Origin of the sequence: Pseudomonas sp. NY15356, from assembly GCF_048068175.1 — a bacterium.
GTDB classification, from domain to species: domain Bacteria; phylum Pseudomonadota; class Gammaproteobacteria; order Pseudomonadales; family Pseudomonadaceae; genus Aquipseudomonas; species Aquipseudomonas putida_K.
The window spans coordinates 1-21,586 of the sequence record NZ_JBLUPW010000048.1 but is presented as its reverse complement, the minus strand read 5'-3'; the positions used below and the strand labels follow the sequence as shown (position 1 = coordinate 21,586).

Genomic DNA, 21,586 nt, shown 5'->3' with positions numbered 1-21,586 from the left:
CCCACGGGTCCGGGGTGGTATCCACCCCCCCCCCGTCCCGGGGGGGCGCGGGATCCCCGGCGATGGGGCCTTAACTGACAGGCATTCGCCCCAAGCCCCCCTCCAGACTCAAGGGGCCGCTTTGCGGCCCACCGGCATTGCTGCGACATTCCACCACACCTGCGCGTTATACCGTTCATCCACTCGAATGGTAGATTCGCCAACCATGAACACCTCCCGCCAGACACGTTCGCTGACTGCCTGGGCGCTCTATGCCAGCGTCCTGTTCAGCCTATTGTTGTGCGGCTTGCACCATGGCCAGATGAGCGGCCTGCGCCTGGCCGGGCTGGAAGGCGGTTTCTGTTCGCTCTCCAGCGACCACAGCCCAGCGATCGACCTGGGCGACAGCAGCAGCGACCAACACATGGCCCAGCTCGAGTGCCCGGTGTGCTCATCCTTCGCCCTGGCCGTACCGCTGGCCAGCCACGGCTGGGCCCTTTTCCGGGCCAGGGGCAACACACCCTCACCCATCGTCGCACGCAGTTGGGCACAGCCGCCGCCACGCTACCTGCGCCCCGCCCTCAACCCCCGCGCCTCTCCCATCGCCTTCCCCGCAGCAGCGACCTTCGCCTGACGCCAGCCGTGCGCGCTGGTGGTCAGCCATGACCTTTGCGTGGAAGCCCTGACAACATGATTCGCAAGACCTCCCTGGTGCTCCTGATGGGCACCTGCAGCTACGCCTGGGCGGGTACCGCCCCTATCGAACTGACCGCCACCACCGTCGATGGCGAACGCCAGGCGCCCACCGGGGTTCAGCTGGACGAGCCGATTCGCACCGGCTCCCGGCTCGGCCTCAGCGCCCGGGAAACCCCGGCCTCGGTGAGTGTCTCGGACCGCCGCGTGATCGAGGAGCGCGGCGCCAAGGACACCCAGGATGTGATCAACGCCATGGCCGGCGTCAATGCCTCGGCCAACCCCGGCTATGGCGGCTACGTGTCCTACCGCGGCTTTACCCAGAACCAGATCACCCAGCTCTACAACGGCATCAACCTGGGCTACAGCAGCGCCACCCGCCCTGTGGACGCCTGGGCCATCGACCGGGTCGAGCTGCTTGGCGGGCCCTCGTCGTTCCTGCATGGCGCCGGTGCCGTGGGCGGGTCGATCAACTACATCACCAAGCTGGCCAGCCGCGACGAGCAGACCGTCGATGCACGGGTGCGCTATGGCAGCTACGACGACGCGGAAGTCGCCTTCGGCATCAACCAGGCCCTGGCCGGCAACCCGGCCGAGGCCCGGCATTTCGCCCGCCTGGACTTCAGCCGTAGCCACGGCAATGGCTATGTCGATCGTAACGAGCGCTGGACCGACAGCCTGGCATTCTCGCTGCTCAGCGACCTGTCACCCAACCTGACCCATACCCTGGCCCTGGAATACCAACAGGACAAGGAAGACAGCCCCTACTGGGGCGCGCCGATCCTGCCGGGACGCAGCACCATGAAGATCGACCGGCACCGGCGCTTCGAGAACTACAACATCGCCGATGGCCGTTACGAGCAGCGCGTACGCTGGCTGCGCTCGATCCTGGATTACCAGCTCAGCGACAGCACCAGCGTGCAGAACACCCTGTATCACTACCGAGCCCAGCGCGACTACCGCAACCTGGAGCGCTACGCCTACAGCGACGCCGGCAACGTCGTGCGCTCCGGGCCCTACCTGCAGCGCCACGAACAGCGGGTGCTGGGCAACCGTATCGAACTGCGCCACGACAACGCGCTGTTCGGCCTGGTCAGCCAATGGGCGCTGGGCCTGGACTATTCGCGCATGCGCCAGACGCTCTACCCTACGTCCAACAACTGGAGCGATATGGTGGACCCGGACCACTTCGACCCCGGTAGCTTCGGGGACATCCCTGGCGTGAATAATGGTCTGACCAAGCAACGCCACCACGAAGTGACCAACCGCGCCTTGTTCGCCGAAAACCGCCTGCAGCTCACCGAGCGCCTGGCCCTGCTGAGCGGCTTGCGCTACGACTACCTGGACATGCAGGTGCACAACTATGGCCCGGTCTCGGCCACCAGCCCGGCCTACTTCGAACGCCGCTGGGAGCCCCTGAGTGGGCGTGTCGGCCTGACCTACGCCTTGACGCCGTCGGCCAGCGTATACCTGCAATACAGTACCGCCGCCGACCTGCCGGCCGGTTCCTTGGCGTCTGCCACCTACTCCAACGTGGGTTTGTTCGACCTCTCCAAGGGCGAGCAGTGGGAAGCTGGCAGCAAGTTCGACTTCCTCGACGGGCGTGGCGCAGCGACACTGGCGGTGTACCAGATCGTGCGCAAGGACTTCGCGGTACGCGACGCCAACGACCCCAACGTGACCGTCCAGGCGGGCCAGCAGACCTCGCGCGGCATCGAGCTGTCCGGCCGGCTGCAGGTCACGCCTAGGCTGTTGGCCGAGGCCAACTATGCCTATGTCGATGCCAGGTATGACGAATTCAACGAAGCGGTCGGCGGCAAGTCGGTATCGCGCAAGGGCAACACCCCGGTCAACGTCCCGGCCAACGTCGCCAACCTGTGGCTCACCTATGCCTTCACCCCGGCCTGGACCGCAGGGATGGACATGCGCTATGTCGACTCGGTGTACGCCGACAACGCCAATACGCTCCAAGCTCCTGCCTATACCCTGTTCGGTGTGTTCACCCGCTATCGCCTGGACGAACACACCGCGATCACCGCACGGGTGCGTAACCTGACCGATGAGCTGTATGCCAAGCAGGCGTATGGCACGCAGTACTACATGGGCGCACCGCGCACGTTCGAGGTGGCGATGGACCTGCGGTTCTAGGGCCTGTACGAAAATCGGCCCTGGCCAGCGGACTGCCCCGGCCCTCTCGCTGGCAAGCCAGCAACCACCGGTACGGCGATGCTTCTGAAAACAGCGCAGAACAGATGGGGGCGGGCTTGCCCCGCGACAGGGCCAGATCAGGTATCCCGATGTCGTCCATGAAAAAGCGCCTCGCCCCACCTGCCGCTCTACTGGGCCACATAACAACGATGCCGCGGCCCGACCGCGGCACTTTCGTCCAAGCTGCCCATGAAGACCGGAGAACACCCCCATGCCCCTACCCCATGAGGTATCCCCCGCCACCCTGCGCCGGGTGATCGCCGCCTCGGCCATTGGCAACTTCGTCGAATGGTTCGACTTCGCCGTCTATGGTTTCCTCGCCACGCTGATCGCCAGCCTGTTCTTCACCGGCGAGGATTCGAGCATCGCCCTGCTCAAGACCTTCGCCGTGTTCGCCGTGGCGTTCGCCCTGCGCCCGTTGGGTGGCATCGTGTTCGGCGCCCTGGGCGATCGCCTGGGACGCAAGCGCATCCTGTCGCTGACGATCCTGCTCATGGCCGGCTCCACGACCCTGATCGGCCTGCTGCCGACCTACGCCAGCATCGGCCTGGCAGCGCCCTTGCTGCTGACCCTGGCCCGGTGCCTGCAGGGCTTTTCGGCCGGTGGCGAATATGCCGGCGCCTGCGCCTACCTGATGGAGCATGCGCCCCAGGACAAACGTGCCTTCTACGGCAGCTTCGTGCCGGTGTCGACCTTTTCGGCCTTCGCCTGCGCAGCGGTGATCGCCTATGCCCTGGAAGCCAGCCTGACGCCCGAGGCGATGAGCAGCTGGGGTTGGCGGGTTCCCTTCCTGATCGCGGCACCGCTGGGGCTGGTGGGCCTATACCTGCGCTGGCGCATGGAGGAAACCCCAGCCTTCCGCGAGGCCATGGCAGAGGGCAAGGAACACAGCCATTCGCCGCTCAAGGACACCCTGCGCCATCACGGCCGGGCAATCCGCAACCTCGGGGCATTCATTTCCCTGACCGCGCTGTCGTTTTACATGTTCACCACCTATTTCTCCACCTACCTGCAGATGGTCGGCAACCTGACCCGTGCCCAATCGCTGCTGGTGTCTACCGTGGCGCTGCTGGTGGCTGCCGTCGGCTGCCCCCTGGCCGGTGCGTTCTCCGACCGCGTCGGGCGGCGCAAGACCATTGGCTTTACCTGCCTGTGGGTGATGGTGGCGGTGTTTCCGGCCTACTGGCTGGCCAGCTCGGGGTCGATGTCAGGCGCCTTGCTGGGGGTGATCCTGCTGGCGATCGGCGCCTTGCTCAGCGGCGTAGTCACCGCCGCGCTGCTCTCGGAAAGCTTCCCGACCCGCACCCGCTATACCGCCTCGGCGATCACCTACAACGTGGCCTACACCCTGTTCGGAGGCACCGCACCGCTGGTGGCGACCTGGCTGATCAGCCAGACCGGCAGCAGCCTGGCGCCAGCGTTCTATCTGGTGGCGATCGCTCTGGTGGCGTTGGTCGGTGGCTTGGCACTGCCGGAAACTTCGCGGATTTCGTTGCATGATGAAATCGGTGGGCGTCAGGCTGAAGCGACGTAGACTCAAGGGCCTTATCGCCGGCAAGCCGGCTCCCACAGCAACAGTGCTATCGTCACGACTGACGCGTTACCTGTAGGAGCCGGCTTGCCGGCGATGGACGTGCAGCGCCCCAAGCCCTCAACCAGGCTCCCCCTCCTCCCGCCGGTGCGCCCACTGGTACAGCGCCGGCAGTACCAACAAGGTCAACGCGGTGGATGAAAGGATGCCCCCGATCACCACGGTCGCCAGCGGCCGCTGCACCTCCGCCCCGGTACCGGTGGCCAGCGCCATCGGAATGAACCCCAACGACGCCACCAACGCGGTCATCAACACCGGCCGCAACCGGGTCAGCGCCCCTTCCTCGATGGCCGTGCCCAGCGACCGACCCTCCTCGCGCAGGTTGCGGATGAAGGCGATCATCACCAAGCCATTGAGCACCGCCACCCCAGACAACGCGATGAAACCGACCCCGGCGGAGATCGACAGCGGGATATCCCGCAGCCACAGCGCCAGCACCCCGCCGGTCAGGGCGAACGGAATGCCGGTGAACACCAGCAGGCCATCCTTGAGGTTGTTGAACATCATCAGCAGCAATGCCATCACCAGCAGCAGCGCCACCGGCACCACCACCTGCAAACGCTCGGCGGCCGACTGCAGTTGCTCGAACTGGCCGCCCCAACGTGTCCAATAGCCCGGCGGCACCTGCACCTGGTCGATCAGGGTCTGCTCGGCCTCTTCGACGAACGAACCCAGGTCGCGCCCACGCACGTTGGCACTGACCACCACCACCCGCTTGCCATCCTCACGGCTGACCTGGTTCGGGCCCAGTTGCAGGTTGAGCGTGGCCACCTGGGACAGCGGGATGAAACCGATCTGCGTTGTCCCTGCCGCTGCGCTGGCCGGCACCGGGATGAGCAGGTTCGAAAGCCCGTCGACATCGGTACGCAGGGCCTCGGGCAGGCGCACCACCATGTCGAAACGCCGGTCGCCTTCGTACAGGGTACCGGCCGTTCGCCCGCCGACGGCAATGGCGATGGCATCTTGCACATCACCGACGTTCAAGCCATGGCGGGCGGCCTTATCGCGGTCGATATCGATGGTCAGCACCGGCAGCCCGGTAGTCTGTTCGACCTTCACCTCCGAAGCTCCCGGCACCTGTTGCAAGGTGGCGGCGATCTGCGCGGCGGTGCGGTTGAGTGTTGCCATGTCGTCGCCGAACACCTTCACCGCCACATCGCTGCGCACGCCGGAAATCAGCTCGTTGAAACGCAGCTGGATCGGCTGGGACAACTCGTAGTTGCTGCCCGGTACGCTGGCCGCGGCGCGCTGCACCTCGGCGATCAGCGCTTCGCGCGGCTTGTCCGGGTCGGCCCATTGTTCGCGCGGTTTGAGCATCACATAGGCATCGGAGATGTTCGGCGGCATCGGGTCGGAAGCGATCTCAGCGGTACCCGTGCGGGCGAATACCCGCTCCACCTCGGGCACCTGGGCGATGATGGCCGTTTCCAGCTGTTGCTGCATCTGCACCGACTGGCTCAGGCTGGTACCCGGCACGCGCAGGGCCTGCAGGGCGAAGTCGCCTTCGCTGAGGCTGGGAATGAACTCGCTGCCCATACGGTTGGCCAGCACACCCGACAACAGCACCAGGGCTGCAGCCCCGGCGAACGCCAGGTTGCGATGGCCCAGCACCCAGCCCAGTACCGGCGCGTAGCGCTGGCGTGCGGTACGCATCACCACGCCCTCTTCTTCCTTCACCTTGCCGGTGACGAACAGCGCGATGGCTGCCGGGACGAAGGTAACCGACAGGATCATCGCGCCCAGCAGGGCCATCACCACGGTGAAGGCCATGGGGTGGAACATCTTGCCTTCGACACCGGTCAGGGCAAAGATCGGCAGGTACACGACCATGATGATCAACTGGCCGTAGACCAAGGGCCTGCGCGCCTCGCGAGCAGCGGCGAACACTTCGTGGAAGCGCTCGCTGCGGGTCAGCATGCGCCCATGGCGCTGCTGCGCATGGGCCAACCGGCGGATGGCGTTCTCGACGATCACCACTGCGCCATCGACGATGATGCCGAAGTCCAGGGCCCCCAGGCTCATCAAGTTGGCGCTGACTTTGTTGCTGAACATGCCGGTGAAGGTGAACAGCATCGACAGCGGGATGACCATGGCCGTGATCAATGCCGCACGGATATTGCCCAGGAACAGGAACAGCACGGCAATCACCAGGATCGCGCCCTCCACCAGGTTCTTCTTCACCGTGGCGATGGCCTTTTCAACCAGGTTGGTGCGGTCGTAAACCGTCACGGCTACCACCCCCTCGGGCAGGCTGCGGTTGACCTCGGCGAGCTTGGCGGCCACGGCCTGGGACACCGTGCGGCTGTTTTCGCCGATCAGCATGAACACCGTGCCCAGCACCACCTCGCGGCCATTTTCGGTGGCCGCGCCCGAACGCAGCTCCTGGCCCAACCCGACCCGGGCGACATGGCTGACCCGGATGGGCGCGCCATCGGTACTGGAGATGACGATATTGGCGATATCCTGGGCCGACGCCACCTGGCCCGGAGCGCGAATCAGCAGCTGCTCGCCGTTGCGCTCGATGTAGCCGGCCCCCACGTTGGCGTTGTTGCTTTCCAGGGCGCGGATCAGGTCATTGAGCGTGAGCTTGTAGGCCGCCAGGCGCTTGGGGTCCGGCGCAATCAGGTACTGCTTGGCATGTCCACCGATGGTGTTGACCTCCGCCACACCGGGCACGTTGCGCAATTGCGGCTTGATGATCCAGTCCTGGATCACCCGCAAGTCAGTGGCGGTGTAGGGCGTACCGTCCTCCTTGCGTGCTCCCGGCTCGGCCTCGACGGTCCATAGGAAGATCTCGCCCAGGCCCGTGGAAATCGGCCCCATGGCCGCCTCGATGCCCTCAGGCAGTTGCTCGCGAGCCACTTGCAGGCGCTCGTTCACCAGTTGCCGGGCGAAAAAGATATCGGTGCCGTCATCGAAGATGACCGTCACCTGGGACAAGCCCGAGCGCGACAACGAGCGGGTCTGCTTGAGCCCAGGCAGGCCGGCCATGGCCGTCTCGATGGCGAAGGTGATGCGCTGCTCGGTTTCCAGCGGCGAATAGCCGGGCGCGGCGGTGTTGATCTGTACCTGGACGTTGGTGATGTCCGGTACCGCGTCGATAGGCAGTTTCTGATAGCTGTTGATGCCCACGGCGGCCATCAGCACCACCGCGAGCATGACCACCAGGCGCTGCTCGATGGCGAATTGGATCAGGCGTTCGAACATGGATACGTTCCTGGGTCAGTGGCTGTGCTCGGCCGAGCCCTTGCCGAGCTCGGACTTGAGGACGAAGCTGCCGGCGGCCGCCACCTGGGTGCCGGCGGCCAGCCCTTCGGTGATTTCCACCTGGCCGGCATCGCGCCGGCCGGTCTTGACCGGGCGGGCCTCGAAGCCCTCCTCGGTACGGGCGAAGACCACCGTCTGCTCTTCCCAGGTCTGCAGGGCCGCTTCCGGCACCACCACGGCGGCGTCGAAGCGCTCGATGTTCACCGCGATCGTCACGAACAGCCCTGGGCGCCAGGCGCCGTCAGGGTTGGCCAGAGTGGCTCGGGCGGTGGCGGCGCGGTTCTGCTCGCCGAGCAGGTTGCCAACATAGTTGACCTTGCCTTGCACTTCGGCGCCCAGGTCCGGTGCACTGACGGTCACGTTCCGCCCGGTGGTCACCCGGCCCAGGTCGCCAGGCGTGACGGCGAAGGTCGCCCATACCCGGCTGAGGTCCGAGAGCGTGAAGGCGTTGCTGGTTTCATCGACCACCTCACCTACGGTCAGGTGCTTTTCCACCACCACTGCATCGAACGGTGCGCGCAGTTCATAGCGGTTGCCGGCCCCTGCCGGCGCCACGGCAGCGACTTTCTGCCGGGCGTTGGCCAGGGCGATCTCGGCTTCCTGCAACGCCTGGCGAGCTTGCAGATAGTCCTGCTCGGCGCTGATGCGCTCCTGCCACAACTGTTGTTCGCGCTTGAAGATCAACCGCGCCAACTCCAGGCGCCGTTGGGCGGCCTGTTGTTCGCTGCGCAACTCGGAGATCTGCTGGCTGGCGACTACCGCCAGCACCTGGCCGCGCTTGACCGCCTGGCCCAGTTCGGCTTGTACCGCCTCGACCACCCCAGGCACCCTTGGCACCACATGGGCGGTGTGGTCTTCGTCAAAGCGGATTTCGCCTGGGAAGCTGATGGCCGTGCCCAATGTCATTGGCCCGGCAACGACCAACTGCACGCCGGCGGCTTCGATCTGGGCGGCGCTGAGGTGCAGGCTACCGGTCTGCTCGGCGTGTGCCTCGCCACCCTCCTCGCCATGGCCCTCATCCTGCTTGCCATCATGGGCGTGGGTGTGTTCGCCACGGTCATCGCGGACCTTGCCAGCGGTGTTGGTCCAGGCCAGGCCGCCAAGGCCGAACACGGCGATGGCGGCGGCCAGGAGGGCTATCTTGCGGGTGTTATTCATCGTTACTCCTGAAAAGATGGGCCGTTCTGGGGACCTGGGGCTGCAACGCAGCTCCAATCAGAACCCCTCACCCAGATCGCCATAGATACGTTCCACCTGCGCCCTGGCATCGGTGGCCGAGGCCAGGGCGTCCAGGTACAGCCCGCGCGCCTCGATCAGCGTGCGCTGGGCGTCGAGCACGTCGAGGAAGCCGAACTTGCCCATTTCGAACCCTCGCGTGGCGGTGTCGACCGCCTGCTGGGCCGACGGCAGGATGGTGCGGTCGTAGGCCTGCACCTCCGCCATGGCGGCGGCCCACTGGCTGACGGCGCTACGGGTGTCGCTGCGCAGGCGCAGTTCGACGGCGTTGCGCAGGTCGCGGGCCTGGTCGGCACGCCGGGCAGCAGCCAGCACGTTGCCCTGGTTGCGATCGAACAAAGGCAGCGGCATCGACAGGCCAACCACATTCACCCGTTCGCGATCTTCGCGGCTGTACTGGCTGCCCAGGCTCACAGTGAGGTCGGGTATGCGCCGGGCCTTCTCCGAGCCCAGAGCCGCCTCGCCCCGCTGGATCTGCGCCTGCGCCAGGCGCCATTCGGCGGTTCGCGCAATCTTGTCGAGCAAGGCCTCGGCACGGGGCGCAGGCCCTGGCGACAGGTGGCTGGCATCGAGGCGGTCGAAGGAGGCCAACGGGTTTCCGGTCAGGCGCGCCAGGGCCTGGTAGGCGACCGTACGTTGGGACTCGGCACGGCGCACCTGGGCACGTGCCTGGGCTAACTGTACCTGGGCACGGGTGGCCTCGACCGGTGAGGACTGGCCGGCCTTGATCCGCCCCTGCACCACCTGCAGGCCGCGCTCGGTCAAGGCCTGGGACTGCTGCGCCAGCTCCAGCGCGGTCTGTGCCCGCAGCGCGGCATGGAAGGCCTGGACCACATCGGCGCGCAGGCCGTTGCGCTGGCGCTCGAGTTCGAGCTGCGCAACGCTCTGGCCGGCGCTGGCCAGCTCGATCCGTGCACCACGCTTGCCACCGAGCTCCAGGGCCTGGCTGAGGGTCACGGTGGTGGTGCTGGTGTCGCGACGGGTGTCTTCGACCTCCCAGGACAGTTCAGGGTTGGGGATCAGCCCGGCCTGGCGCCGCTCGCCCTCGGCGATACCGATTTCACGGCCTGCGGCGGCCAGTTCGGGGTTCTGGGCGAAAGCGGCGTCGAGCGCCTGGGGCAGGCTCAAGCCTTGTGCTGCCTGTAGCTGCGGCATGGCAAGCACAGCCAGTAGCAGGCCAAACAAGGCGGCATTGCGGGGTGTGGCACGGTTGCACGGCACGGTGAGGTCCTCGTCGACAGGCGTCGGAAAGCTTGGCGAGGGACTCTAGGGCGGGGCGCTTATCGTCGCGGTGGCATGAACATTACAATTCTGAAAGAAAGCGGCAGGCTGATCAGGTGGCTGCTCCGGCCCAATCGCAGGACAAGCCCCACACAGGACCGCGTAACTCCGGGCTTACGCGATCCCGTGTGGGGCTTGTCCTGCGATTGCAGTCGAAGGCCGCCGCCTACCCGACAAGGTCATTCCGCCAGCAGTGCCTGGATCACGCGCTCCTGTCCGGCATAGTCACCCTCACCGAAATGCACATGCCGCACCTGCCCCTGGCGATCGACGAAATAGTGCGCAGGCCAGAACTGGTTGCCCCAGGCGTTCCAGACCCGGTAGTCGTTGTCCACCGCGACCGGGTAGCCGATGCCGAGCCTGGCCACCTTCTCGCGCAAGGTACCCAGGTCATGCTCATAGTCGTACTCCGGGGTGTGCACCCCTACCACCACCAAGCCCTGGTCGGCGTAGCGCCGGGCCCAGTCATTGACGTGAGGCAGGCTACGCTGGCAGTTCACGCAATCCCAGGTCCAGAAATCCACCAGCACCACCTTGCCCTTGAGGGCGGCATCGTCCAGCGGCGGCGAATTGAGCCATTGGCTGGCACCGGCCAGCGAGGGCATGGGCTTCTCCCTGCCCTGGGCCGCCAGGTAGCCCGCCAGGCCAAGCCCCAGCAGGCCCAGCACCCACCCGGCAACCTTCAGCCACCGGCGTCGGTCAGTTGTCATGGCAGCCACCGGTGGCGTAAGTACGATACTCCAGGCTTTGTCTACGGCCATGGGAATCGAGGTAGTCCATGCGGGTATTCACCACGCCGCAAGCATTGCTCTGGTCATCCTTGATCGACAGCACTTTCTGCACGTCCAGCCGGTCGCCATAGCGATACTGCATCACGCTGTCGCTCATCGGTTCGCTGCTGGCCTGGGCGGAAATGGCGGCAACGCCGAACAACGCGAACAGGGCTGCATTGGCAAAAGTCTTGAAGGTCATGGCATCTCTCCTGTGCAAATGGGGAATTGGTTCCCCGGTCGAGAGCCATTACAGGCCTGCTGGGTATCGCGGATGTGTCTGCACGGGGCCAGGTGTGCATTTTCCTGTATCCCTGTCATAGGCAGATACACTGCAATACAAACCCCGGCAGGCAAGCACTGCGACGCTCGGTACACTTGCCTGCATCCTTACTCGTACAGGAACCCTGCGATGGAACACGTCGATCACATCCTGATCGTCGACGACGACCGCGAGATCCGCGAACTGGTCGGCAATTACCTGAAGAAGAACGGCCTGCGTACCAGCATCGTTGCCGATGGCCGACAAATGCGCGCCTTCCTGGAGAACAATACCGTCGACCTGGTGGTGCTCGACATCATGATGCCGGGCGACGACGGCCTGCTGCTGTGCCGCGAACTGCGCGCCGGCAAGCACCGCAACACGCCGGTGCTGATGTTGACCGCCCGCAACGACGAGACCGACCGCATCATCGGCCTCGAGATGGGCGCCGACGACTACCTGACCAAACCCTTCTCGGCCCGTGAGCTGCTGGCCCGGATCAACACCGTGCTGCGCCGTACCCGCATGCTGCCGCCGAATCTGACCATCAGCGAAAGCAGCCGGCTGATCGGCTTCGGTCAATGGCGGCTGGACACCACAGCCCGCCACCTGCTCGACAGCGATGGCACGCTGGTGGCCCTGAGCGGCGCCGAATACCGCCTGCTGCGGGTATTCCTCGACCACCCGCAGCGGGTGCTCAGCCGCGAGCAATTGCTCAACCTCACCCAGGGCCGTGAAGCGGACATCTTCGACCGCTCCATCGACCTGCTGGTCAGCCGCCTGCGCCAGCGCCTGGGCGACGACGCCCGCGAGCCCAACTGCATCAAGACCGTGCGCAGCGAAGGCTATGTGTTCTCCCTGCCCGTGCAATTGCTCGAGTCACCCACATGAGGTGGCCGCATACCCTGGCGTCGCGCCTGGCCCTGATCTTCCTCACCGGCCTGGTGCTGGCCTATGGCCTGTCGTTCAGCCTGCAGTTCTACGAGCGCTATGTCAGCAGCCGCTCGATGATGCTGAGCAACCTGGAGCAGGACGTCGCCACGTCGGTGGCCATCCTCGACCGCCTACCGGCCGAGGAACGTGCCGCCTGGCTGCCCCGCCTGCAGCGCCACAGCTATCGCTACCAGTTGGGCCAAGGCCTCGGCGGCCAGGCCATGCCCAGCGAAGACCCACCCATGGCCGCCGAGTCCATCGTCAAGGCGATCGGCCGGGACTACCGCCTGACCTTCCTCGAGATCCCAGGCCCTACTCCACATTTCCAGGTACACCTGCGCCTGGCCGACGGCGCCCCCCTGACCCTCGACGTCACGCCTTCCGGCGTGCCGGTGGCCAAGTGGTTGCCTGTGGTGCTGTTGATCCAGCTGGCGGTGTTGTTGGTCTGCACCTGGCTCGCGGTGCGCCTGGCCATCCGCCCTCTGACCCGCCTGGCCCGGGCAGTGGACGACCTGGACCCGGACAAGCCAGGCCCGCAACTGGACGAAAGCGGCCCGCGGGAGGTGCGCTATGCCGCCGTGGCGTTCAATGCGCTACAGGCTCGCATCGCCGCCTACCTCAAGGAGCGCATGCAGTTGCTGGCGGCCATTTCCCATGACCTGCAAACCCCGATCACGCGCATGAAATTGCGCGTCGAGGTCATGGACGATGGCACGGAGAAGGACAAGCTGTGGAGCGACCTGACGGCCATGGAGCACCTGGTGCGCGAAGGCGTCGCCTATGCCCGCAGCATGGACAGCAGCACCGAGGCGCCCTGCCGGGTCAAGCTCGACGCCTTTCTCGACAGCCTGGTGTTCGACTACCAGGACAGCGGCGCGAAGGTCGAATGCCTCGGTGCCACCAACGTCACCCTGCAAACCCGCCCCCATGCCCTGCGCCGGGTATTGGTGAACCTGGTGGACAACGCCCTGAAGTTCGCTGGGGCGGCACAGCTTGAGGTCGAGCACGCCGGCACCCGTACCTTCATTCGCGTTCTGGACGAAGGCCCCGGCATTCCGGCTGCAGAGCTCGATGAGGTACTCAAGCCCTTCTACCGCGTCGAGGGCTCGCGCAACCGCAGCACTGGCGGGACCGGCCTGGGGTTGGCCATCGCCCATCAGCTGACCCAGGCCATGGGTGGGCGCCTGACCTTGACCAATCGCCCGGCAGGTGGGTTGTGCGCGCAAATAGAGTTGACGTGAGGCGCCCTGAGCGGCGCCGATCTACACGAAGATACATAAGCACTGCCCGCCCGACACATTGCAGATACGCCGCTCCAGCACACTTGCGTACACACACTGCATATTCGGGAGACCTGCTGATGAACACCCTCGCCCACCCCTCAGGCTGGAAACCACTCACCCTGCTCGATCGCGTCGCCAGCTGGGGCGCTGACCTGCCCCTGCGCCTGTTCCTGGCCTGGGAGTTCTTCGAGTCGGGCCTTGAGAAATTCAATGGCGCCAACTGGTTCACCGACCTGCAGTCGAGCTTTCCGTTTCCATTCAACGAGCTGCCTGCGGGCTTGAACTGGCAGCTCTCGCTGTGGGCGGAGCTGATCTGCCCGCTGTTGCTATTGCTTGGCCTGGGCACTCGCCTGGCCTCGGCGGTGCTGATGGTGGTCACCGTGGTGGCGATAGCCGCCGTGCATTGGCCGGAGCATTGGTCGACCCTCGCCGAGCTGGCCCGGGGCTATGTGATCACCGATCAGGGCTACGGCAACTTCAAGCTGCCGCTGATCTACCTCGTGGCCTTGCTGCCACTGCTGCTCAAGGGCGCAGGCCGCCTGAGCCTGGACCACTGGCTGTGGCGTCGGCTGCGCCTGGCGGGCCGTACCGCGACGGTGGGCTAGAGCTGTTCTGCGCGCAGCGCGATCGCGGGGCAACCCCGCGATCGCGTCGCTCGTTGGCGCACTTGCCGCGATCACCTCAGGTCGAAGCGATCGAGCTCCATGACCTTGACCCATGCCGCGACGAAGTCCTTGACGAACTTGCCCCCTCCATCGCTGCTGCCGTACACCTCGGCCAGGGCGCGCAGCTGGGCATGGGAACCGAACACCAGGTCGACCCGGGTGCCCGTCCATTTCAGTTGGCCGGTCTTGCGGTCACGACCCTCGAAGGTCTCGTTGTCCGCCGAGGTGGGTTTCCACTCCACCCCCATGTCCAGCAGGTTGCAGAAGAAGTCATTGCTCAGCGTGCCAGGCCTGTCGGTGAACACGCCATGCGCGCTGCCACCGGTATTGGCCCCCAGCACCCGCAGGCCGCCAACCAGCACGGTCATTTCAGGGGCGGTGAGGGTCAGCAACTGGGCCTTGTCCAACAACAGCTTCTCGGCCTTGACGCTGTAGCGCGCCTTGGAGAAATTGCGAAAACCATCGGCCAACGGCTCGAGTACGCCGAAGGATTCAACGTCGGTCTGCGCCTGGGAGGCATCCATGCGCCCGGGCCTGAACGGCACGTTGACATCATGCCCGGCGTCCCTGGCGGCTTTTTCAACTGCGGCACTACCTGCGAGCACGATCAGATCGGCCAGGGAAACCCGCTTGCCCGAGGCATTGAATTCGCCCTGGATCCTCTCCAGTACCTGCAACACCGTGTTCAATTGCTCGGGCTGGTTGGCGGCCCAGAACTTCTGCGGTGCCAGGCGCAGTCGCCCGCCGTTGGCGCCGCCGCGCTTGTCCGAGCCACGGAAGGTCGAAGCTGCGGCCCAGGCGGTGGACACCAGCTCCGCCACGCTGAGCCCCGATGCCAGGACCTTGTCCTTGAGGGTGGCGATGTCCTGCTCGTTCACCAGCGGGTGGTCGACTTTCGGGATCGGATCCTGCCAGAGCAGCTCTTCTTCGGGCATCTCCGGCCCCAGATAACGCGCCAAAGGGCCCATGTCCCGGTGGATGAGCTTGTACCAGGCACGGGCGAAGGCATCGGCCAGCTGCTCGGGGTGTTCCTTGAAGCGACGGGCGATGGGCTCGTAGATAGGGTCGAAACGCAGGGCCAGGTCAGAGGTGAGCATCGATGGCGCATGGCGTTTGCCAGGGTCATGGGCGTCGGGAATCCGCCCTGCTCCGGCACCGTTCTTCGGCCGCCACTGGTGGGCGCCGGCGGGGCTTTTGGTCAGTTCCCAGTCGTAGTTGAACAGGTTCTCCAGGTACTCGTTGCTCCACTTCGTCGGGGTCGAGGTCCAGGTCACTTCCAGGCCGCTGGTGATGGTGTCGCCGCCCTTGCCGGTGCCGTAGCTGTTTTGCCAACCCAGCCCCTGCAATTCCAGACCTGCCGCTTCCGGCTCGGGTCCGACGTTGTCGGCAGGGCCTGCACCGTGGGTCTTGCCGAATGCATGGCCGCCGGCGATCAGGGCCACGGTTTCCTCGTCATTCATGGCCATGCGGCCGAAGGTCTCACGGATGTCCTTGCCGGAAGCCACCGGGTCGGGGTTACCCTCGGGGCCTTCCGGGTTGACGTAGATCAGCCCCATCTGCACGGCGGCCAAGGGGTTTTCCAGGTTTCGCTCGCCGCCCAGGGCGCGCCCTTGTTCTTCTTCGTGCTTCTGCGGTTCGGCCACCAGGTCGCCCTTGCCGGGGGGTTGCGCCTTGCCGTAACGGGTGTCACCGCCCAGCCAGACCTTTTCCGAGCCCCAATACACATCTTCATCCGGCTCCCACACATCGGCGCGCCCACCGGAGAAGCCGAAGGTCTTGAAACCCATGGATTCCAGGGCCACGTTGCCCGTCAACACGATCAGATCGGCCCAGGAAATGTTGCGCCCGTACTTCTGTTTGATCGGCCACAGCAAGCGCCGGGCCTTGTCCAGGCTGACGTTGTCCGGCCAGCTGTTGAGCGGGGCGAAACGCTGCTGGCCGGAGCCTGCGCCACCCCGGCCGTCGCCGATACGGTAGGTGCCAGCACTGTGCCAGGCCATGCGGATGAACAGCGGGCCATAGTGGCCGAAGTCCGCGGGCCACCAGTCCTGGGAGTCGGTCATCAAGGCTCGCAGGTCTTGCTTGAGGGCCTGAAAATCGAGTTGTTTGAACGCCTTGGCGTAGTCGAAGTCCGGGTCCATCGGGTCGGACTTGGACGAATGTTGATGGAGGATCCGCAGGTTCAACTGGTCAGGCCACCAGTCACGGTTGCTCGTGCCGCCACCGGCGGTCTGATGAAACGGGCATTTCGATTCGTTCGACATCTGCGTGTACCTTTCGCACGGAAGTGGAACAGGCATCAGGGGTGTCCCTGCCCATGCCTGCATGCCGTTTTCTTGGGGCAGAGTGAAGCCTAGCCGAGCGCAGCCAGGTTTCTAATAGGGCAATTGACTAGGGTCGATAGGCCAAAACTGTCAGCAGCATTGTCACTTGCCGCGTTGCATCCAGGCCGCCCCCAAACCACTCAGGCAGATGATGGCGATGCCCACCAGGCTGGCGATGTCCGGCACCTGGCCGAAGATCAGCAGCCCCAGCAAACCGGCGAAGACGATCTGGCAATAGCTGAACGGCGCCAGCAATGCCGGGGCAGCCAGGCGGAAGGCCTGGGTCAGTAACAGGTGCGCGGTCATGCCGCAACCGCCAAGGGCCAGCATCAAGACGACGTGGTTCCATTGCGGTGCGTGCCAGAAGAACGGCACCAGCACGCTCAGGATCAAGGTATTGCACAGCCCGGCGAAGAAGTTGCTGGTGGTTGGGCTGTCGTAGACGGCCAGCTTTCGGGTCAGCAATTGGTAGAAGCAAAAGCCCAGGGCCGACCCAAAGGGGAACAGGATCGCCGGGGTGAACATCGCCCCCCCAGGGTGCACCACGACCAGCACGCCGATAAAGCCCATCACCACCGCTACCCACTGGCCGACGCTGACGCGCTCCTTGAGCAGCGGCACCGAAAGCGCGGTGACCAGCACCGGGGCGAGGAAGTTGACGGATGTCGCTTCGGCCAAAGGCAGGTACTGCAGGCCTGTGGTGAACAGCAAACTCGTGCTCAACAGGCTCAGCGCACGCAACGTCTGCAAGACCGGGCGGCGAGTGCGCAATACGGCCATGCCGGCCTTGGGAAGGAAGATCCCGGCCATCAGTAGGGTATGTACCAGGTAGCGTGCCCAGACCACCATGATGATCGGGTACAGGCCGCCCAGGAACTTGGAAAGGGCGTCGTGGCTGGCGAACAGGAAAGTCGCCACCACCACCAGGGCGATGCCGCGCAGCGGTTGGTTGACTCCGGACAGCGGGGTACTGGCACTCATGGCGTTCTCGGCGGTGGCGCACACTCGCGCCGGGAACCGCACGGCCGGTCGGTCGGCGGGTTTACTGTGCGGATTCTAGAAGAGATGCACCAGGATGCGAAACCTGTAATGCCAGGCAACCAAGCCTTATCGACTGCAAGCACCGGCACACACGTAGAACGTCAGTTTGGAGGCCGGCGCTATACCTGTGGGAGCCGGCTTGCCGGCGATAGGGCGTGCAGCGTTCCGTGTCCTTGACTGACAGGCATCAGCCCCTGGTGCACTATTTTTCCTCGAGCACCGCCCGCCCCTTCACGGCCCGAGGTCCCATCCAGGCCCAGACGATCAAGCCGGGCAAGGGTACGTAGACCACGAAGACGATCCATAGCATCTTCCGTTCAGCGCGCCGGTCGCTGCCGATGATGTGCCAGATGGCGAAGATCTCCAAGAGGATCAGAATGGCTGCGAGAATGATCCAGATCGTTCCGATTTCCATGAGCGCTCTCCCAATAGGCATGTAGTGCTTTGGGTGCCAGCCAGCCGCCAGGGTTCAGTCCGATCCTGCCCGCGTGTGCGATCCAGTTGTCTTTCCCTCACGCTCCCAGCAAACTCATCGGGCCAGCCAGGAGTCGGAGTCAGCAGTGTCCACGCCACGTCAGTTCAGCCAGAAGACCAGCACCAGCAACATGCTGCGGCTAAAATCCGCCTCCGCTAACGGCCAGGTGCCCTATCGAGTCGACTTCGTCCTTCTCGAACACTTCTCCATGGCCAGTTTTACCGTGGCGATGGACGTGCTGGTCACCGCCAACCTGCTGCGTGCCGACAGCTTCCGCTTCAACCCGCTCTCACCCAAGGGCGACCGGGTGCTCAGCGACCTGGGCCTGGAGCTGGTGGCCAGCGAACTCGATGCAGCCAGCCTGAAGGAGCTGGACCTGCTGGTGATCTGCGGCGGCTTGCGCACGCCACTCAAATACCCTGAACTCGACCGCATGCTGGGCGACTGCGCGGCCCATGGCATGGCGTTGGGCGGTTTGTGGAACGGCGCTTGGTTCCTTGGCCGCGCAGGTGTGCTGGACGACTACGGCTGCAGCATTCACCCTGAACAGCGTGCCAGCCTGGCTGAACGCAGCCCACAGACCCGCCTCACACCGGCCAGCTTCACCCTGGACCGGGACCGGCTCACCGCCGCCAGCCCCAATGGCGCCATGGAGCTGATGCTCGGCCTGGTTCGACGTCTCTACGGCGATGCACTGGCCGAAGGTGTCGAGGAAATCCTGTCGTTCTCCGGGGCCCGCTATCGCCAGGTTGGCCCTGGGGCGAAGAAGTCCATGAGCCTGCACTTGCGTACCATCGTCGAGCTGATGGAGAACAACCTCGAGGAAACCCTCAGCCTGGACCAGCTCGCCGCCTACAGTGGCCGCTCACGGCGCCAGATCGACCGCCTGTTCCAGGCCCAGCTCGGCACCTCGCCGCGGCGCTACTACATGGAACTGCGCATCACCAAGAGCCGTCGGCTGCTGCAATATTCCGACCTCTCGGTAATGGAAGTCGCGGTCGCCTGCGGTTTCGTCTCGGTATCGCACTTCAGCAAGTGCTATGCGGCCTATTTCGGCTACCCGCCATCACGGGAGCAGCGCCTGGGCGAGTGAGGCCGCTGGCAGCCCGTTCAAGCACGGATGTAACCCAAGACCGCTTCGCGAATCATCTGCTTGTGGCGCCGCTTGACCTCCTGCTCGCAGAGGTCGATTTGGAAGAGCTCGCCGAAGGTATGCCGGTTGGACACGCGGTAGAAGCAGAACGAGCTCATCAGCATGTGCAGGTCGATGACGTCGATGCCTGGCCGGAACACGCCCTCTTCCACACCTCGTTGCAGGGTACGGGCCAGCCCTTGCAGCACGAGGCTGCTCATTTCGCGAATCGCCGGTGATTGCTTGATGTACTCGCCGTAGTGAATGTTCTCGGTGCAGACGATGCGCACGAAATCGACATTATGGTCATGGTGGTCGAAGGTGAAGTCCACCACACGTTCGATGGCCTGCACGGCCGGCAGCGACTCCAGGTCAAGGCTGTGCTCGGTCTTGCGGATGTCGCCGTAGAGCTTGACCAGGCACTCGATGTACAACTGCTCCTTGCTGCCGAAGTAGTAGTAGATCATGCGCTTGGAGGTGGCGGTGCGCTCGGCGATGGCATCGACCCGCGCGCCGGCAAGGCCTTGTTGCACGAACTCATGGATGGCGGCCTGGAGGATGTCCTCGCGCGTTTTCTCGGGGTTGTGCTTGCGCGGCTTGCGCTCCCCTTCGATCCCGGATTGCCCGAGATTGACTACCGAATCACTCATACCCACTCGCAGGCTGTTGTCTTCAATGGCGTGGGATTATCCGCGAGCGGGGCCGTACAGGGAAGCGGGAGGGCACCTGTGTGCCCTCCCAAAGGTGTCAGCGGACGGTGAACTGGATGTGCAAGGTGATGTCGCTTAGCTCTTTCAGTACCTGCTGATCCTTGGCATCGGCGAAGGTCAGACTCAGTAACGTCTTGTCATCCTCGTCATTGGCCGACGCGATAGGCAGCCCTTCGAACGGCAACCATCGGGTGGCCGCGTTGCCGCCCTCCTGAGGGAATAGACCGTCGTCCTTGCGGGCATGGGATATGACGCTTTGGTGGCAACCGGACGGCAAGCCGAGGTAGTTGGTCATCAAACGCGCCCGGACCTGCTCGGAAGATTCGACATGCGGCCCGTCAAGGCTCACCGCTATGCGACGAATGCGGCATATGCCGTCTTCGAACTCTTGCGCCAAGCCCAGATCCTTGAGGCCGAACTGTATAGACAGCTTGTTCGACTCGAACGTCAAACTGCCCAGCGGAAGCGTGCAACCGATCTCCTTTCCGTCCTGCACGCTCTGAATGGCATCCTGCAGCTTGACTGCCTCCTCATCCACGAGAAGCTTGCCATCGAAGACCTTGGCCAGCGACACGTCGCGGGTCACCTCCAACTCACGCTTTTGCCATCTCACCCAGGCATCCTCCATCTGCCCCAACGCCAACATCAGCCCCTCTCCGCACAACAGCCCCGACCAAGCGCCATTCCAAGTGCCCGTGCGCAGGTAGCGGGTGTTGTCACCCATTTCCCATTGCAACGCCTTCTGCGCCATCAGGCAGCGCGTAACCGTCAGGTCGTAGTAGGTATAAAAGATACTTGCCAGGCGCGCGCGCAACCAACTGTACAGTGCTTTGGCGGTCGCCTTGCCTTGATGGTAAGCAAGTTGTACCTGAGCATTCATCTCTTGGGACCGCGCGTGGGCGATCTGCAGGTTGATAGAGGTTTCACGCACCGTCAGCGCTTCCAGTTGCACCTGGAATGCCGCCATGAATCCTGCGGCATTCTTGTACTGAATCTCCCAGTCCTGGCGCCGACGTCGATAGGCCTCGCATTTATCGATCGTCTCGCTGGCGATCTCCAAGCCGGTCATCGTCAGGCCAGCAACCGTCCCTGCCGCCTGCAGTGGGCCGCTGGGACGTCCACCACCGTTGGATGTGCCGAAAACATTCGGGAATGTATTCACCAGTCCCGCCGTCACGGCGAGCGATCCCCAAACGCCGGTCAAGGCTTTTCTCGTTTGGGCGAAACCTAGTGCCAGTTTTTCACCTGTGTTCATGTTCTCGTCATACAGGGAGCGGTAATGGTCTCGTCGCGTCCTGGCGACCTCCATAAGCACTGTTATACGTTTGCGTTCAACATCCAGCTCCTTGAGGGCCTGCTCTTGCAGCTCCACGCTTCTGGCCGCCAGTTCCACCCCTTGAGTACTGAGCAGTTCCAGCAACCCTTCAGCATCCTGGCGCTCGAGAATGAGCCGCATGGCATTGCCGAACAGCATGAGGTGGGACGCCATGGTCCGCGCCCCTTCCATCAGCGGAATGAAGCGCAACGCCGGCACGTTGTCGATGGTCGGCAAGGCATTGGCCCCGCCCGCCTCGGCGGCCACCGCGTCGGCCCACAGGGCCTTCGGGTCGGCCGGCGCGGCATAGAGCGGCAGGTTCAAGGGCTGGCCGTCCAGCGTCAGGTTGTGCCGCAGGTTGTACAGGCGGATGCGCAGCGCTTCCCAGTAGTCGAGCAGCATGCGGTTGGCCTCGGGCAGG

16 protein-coding genes and 1 pseudogene are annotated in these 21,586 nt (G+C 64.6%); 7 read left to right on the top strand and 10 right to left on the bottom strand.

Translation table 11 applies throughout. The features are described 5' to 3' along the window. Positions 1-205 precede the first annotated feature (205 nt). The 3 genes from ACNFCI_RS23430 to ACNFCI_RS23420 all read left to right on the top strand — a co-directional run bounded on the left by ACNFCI_RS23430 (position 206) and on the right by ACNFCI_RS23420 (position 4,414). Positions 206-613: a DUF2946 family protein gene (locus ACNFCI_RS23430; protein ID WP_084856852.1), complete on the top strand. Its 408-nt coding sequence runs from the start codon at positions 206-208 to the stop codon at positions 611-613. Between the two features lie 56 nt (positions 614-669). Then, positions 670-2,820: a TonB-dependent receptor gene (locus ACNFCI_RS23425; RefSeq protein ID WP_368829568.1), complete on the top strand. Its 2,151-nt coding sequence runs from the start codon at positions 670-672 to the stop codon at positions 2,818-2,820. A 271-nt stretch (positions 2,821-3,091) separates the two neighbouring features. Then, the gene (locus tag ACNFCI_RS23420; protein WP_324812155.1) at positions 3,092-4,414 is read left to right on the top strand and encodes an MFS transporter; all 1,323 of its coding nucleotides are present in this window, start codon (positions 3,092-3,094) and stop codon (positions 4,412-4,414) included. 117 nt (positions 4,415-4,531) lie between these two features. Here ACNFCI_RS23420 and ACNFCI_RS23415 read toward each other — a convergent pair whose 3' ends face one another. The 5 genes from ACNFCI_RS23415 to ACNFCI_RS23395 all read right to left on the bottom strand — a co-directional run bounded on the left by ACNFCI_RS23415 (position 4,532) and on the right by ACNFCI_RS23395 (position 11,227). Continuing rightward, the gene (locus ACNFCI_RS23415; RefSeq protein ID WP_368829567.1) at positions 4,532-7,678 is read right to left on the bottom strand and encodes a CusA/CzcA family heavy metal efflux RND transporter; all 3,147 of its coding nucleotides are present in this window, start codon (positions 7,676-7,678) and stop codon (positions 4,532-4,534) included. 15 nt (positions 7,679-7,693) lie between these two features. Further along, positions 7,694-8,896 carry an efflux RND transporter periplasmic adaptor subunit gene (locus ACNFCI_RS23410; protein ID WP_368829566.1) on the bottom strand — a complete coding sequence of 401 codons (1,203 nt, stop codon included), beginning with the start codon at positions 8,894-8,896 and terminating at the stop codon, positions 7,694-7,696. Between the two features lie 57 nt (positions 8,897-8,953). Next, positions 8,954-10,129 (bottom strand): TolC family protein, encoded by a 1,176-nt coding sequence (locus tag ACNFCI_RS23405; protein ID WP_368829601.1) that lies wholly within the window; start codon positions 10,127-10,129, stop codon positions 8,954-8,956. Positions 10,130-10,434: 305 nt separating this feature from the next. Beyond that, a complete protein-coding gene (locus ACNFCI_RS23400) occupies positions 10,435-10,965 on the bottom strand; it encodes a thioredoxin family protein (protein ID WP_084859062.1) in 531 nt (176 codons plus the stop codon). Further along, entirely contained in the window at positions 10,955-11,227 is a 273-nt protein-coding gene (locus ACNFCI_RS23395; RefSeq protein WP_084859061.1) for a DUF2790 domain-containing protein, read from the bottom strand. The genes ACNFCI_RS23400 and ACNFCI_RS23395 overlap by 11 nt, the downstream gene beginning before the upstream one ends. 210 nt (positions 11,228-11,437) lie before the next feature. Here ACNFCI_RS23395 and ACNFCI_RS23390 point away from each other — a divergent pair, with 210 nt between their 5' ends. From ACNFCI_RS23390 to ACNFCI_RS23380, 3 genes are all read left to right on the top strand, one after another. Beyond that, positions 11,438-12,178, top strand: coding sequence for a response regulator (locus tag ACNFCI_RS23390; protein ID WP_416768360.1), 741 nt, complete (start codon positions 11,438-11,440; stop codon positions 12,176-12,178). Then, positions 12,175-13,461 (top strand): ATP-binding protein, encoded by a 1,287-nt coding sequence (locus ACNFCI_RS23385; protein WP_084859059.1) that lies wholly within the window; start codon positions 12,175-12,177, stop codon positions 13,459-13,461. The genes ACNFCI_RS23390 and ACNFCI_RS23385 overlap by 4 nt, the downstream gene beginning before the upstream one ends. A 119-nt stretch (positions 13,462-13,580) precedes the next feature. Beyond that, on the top strand, positions 13,581-14,108 hold the full coding sequence (locus ACNFCI_RS23380) for a DoxX family protein (RefSeq protein ID WP_368829565.1): 528 nt from the start codon (positions 13,581-13,583) through the stop codon (positions 14,106-14,108). A 71-nt stretch (positions 14,109-14,179) separates the two neighbouring features. Here the strand turns inward: ACNFCI_RS23380 and katG are convergent, their stop codons facing one another. From katG to ACNFCI_RS23365, 3 genes are all read right to left on the bottom strand, one after another. Beyond that, complete coding sequence (gene katG / locus ACNFCI_RS23375) at positions 14,180-16,432, bottom strand: catalase/peroxidase HPI (protein ID WP_368829564.1); 2,253 nt, start codon at positions 16,430-16,432, stop codon at positions 14,180-14,182. Positions 16,433-16,594: 162 nt separating this feature from the next. Further along, entirely contained in the window at positions 16,595-17,473 is an 879-nt protein-coding gene (locus ACNFCI_RS23370) for a DMT family transporter (RefSeq protein WP_084859056.1), read from the bottom strand. A 262-nt stretch (positions 17,474-17,735) separates the two neighbouring features. Further along, complete coding sequence (locus tag ACNFCI_RS23365; RefSeq protein ID WP_084859055.1) at positions 17,736-17,948, bottom strand: PLD nuclease N-terminal domain-containing protein; 213 nt, start codon at positions 17,946-17,948, stop codon at positions 17,736-17,738. A 145-nt stretch (positions 17,949-18,093) separates the two neighbouring features. Here ACNFCI_RS23365 and ACNFCI_RS23360 point away from each other — a divergent pair, with 145 nt between their 5' ends. After that, positions 18,094-19,101: a GlxA family transcriptional regulator gene (locus ACNFCI_RS23360; protein ID WP_368829563.1), complete on the top strand. Its 1,008-nt coding sequence runs from the start codon at positions 18,094-18,096 to the stop codon at positions 19,099-19,101. Positions 19,102-19,118: 17 nt separating this feature from the next. On the opposite strand, the gene ACNFCI_RS23355 is transcribed toward ACNFCI_RS23360, so the two are convergent. Continuing rightward, positions 19,119-19,790 (bottom strand): TetR/AcrR family transcriptional regulator, encoded by a 672-nt coding sequence (locus ACNFCI_RS23355; RefSeq protein WP_084859053.1) that lies wholly within the window; start codon positions 19,788-19,790, stop codon positions 19,119-19,121. 97 nt (positions 19,791-19,887) lie between these two features. After that, positions 19,888-21,586: pseudogene (locus ACNFCI_RS23350) on the bottom strand (hypothetical protein); the annotation flags it as partial.

Coding starts and splice junctions, on each gene's coding strand:
- ACNFCI_RS23430 (WP_084856852.1), top strand. CDS start 206: ATGAACACCTCCCGCCAGACACGTTCGCTGACTGCCTGGGCGCTCTAT.
- ACNFCI_RS23425 (WP_368829568.1), top strand. CDS start 670: ATGATTCGCAAGACCTCCCTGGTGCTCCTGATGGGCACCTGCAGCTAC.
- ACNFCI_RS23420 (WP_324812155.1), top strand. CDS start 3,092: ATGCCCCTACCCCATGAGGTATCCCCCGCCACCCTGCGCCGGGTGATC.
- ACNFCI_RS23415 (WP_368829567.1), bottom strand. CDS start 7,678: ATGTTCGAACGCCTGATCCAATTCGCCATCGAGCAGCGCCTGGTGGTC.
- ACNFCI_RS23410 (WP_368829566.1), bottom strand. CDS start 8,896: ATGAATAACACCCGCAAGATAGCCCTCCTGGCCGCCGCCATCGCCGTG.
- ACNFCI_RS23405 (WP_368829601.1), bottom strand. CDS start 10,129: ATGCCGCAGCTACAGGCAGCACAAGGCTTGAGCCTGCCCCAGGCGCTC.
- ACNFCI_RS23400 (WP_084859062.1), bottom strand. CDS start 10,965: ATGACAACTGACCGACGCCGGTGGCTGAAGGTTGCCGGGTGGGTGCTG.
- ACNFCI_RS23395 (WP_084859061.1), bottom strand. CDS start 11,227: ATGACCTTCAAGACTTTTGCCAATGCAGCCCTGTTCGCGTTGTTCGGC.
- ACNFCI_RS23390 (WP_416768360.1), top strand. CDS start 11,438: ATGGAACACGTCGATCACATCCTGATCGTCGACGACGACCGCGAGATC.
- ACNFCI_RS23385 (WP_084859059.1), top strand. CDS start 12,175: ATGAGGTGGCCGCATACCCTGGCGTCGCGCCTGGCCCTGATCTTCCTC.
- ACNFCI_RS23380 (WP_368829565.1), top strand. CDS start 13,581: ATGAACACCCTCGCCCACCCCTCAGGCTGGAAACCACTCACCCTGCTC.
- katG (WP_368829564.1), bottom strand. CDS start 16,432: ATGTCGAACGAATCGAAATGCCCGTTTCATCAGACCGCCGGTGGCGGC.
- ACNFCI_RS23370 (WP_084859056.1), bottom strand. CDS start 17,473: ATGAGTGCCAGTACCCCGCTGTCCGGAGTCAACCAACCGCTGCGCGGC.
- ACNFCI_RS23365 (WP_084859055.1), bottom strand. CDS start 17,948: ATGGAAATCGGAACGATCTGGATCATTCTCGCAGCCATTCTGATCCTC.
- ACNFCI_RS23355 (WP_084859053.1), bottom strand. CDS start 19,790: ATGAGTGATTCGGTAGTCAATCTCGGGCAATCCGGGATCGAAGGGGAG.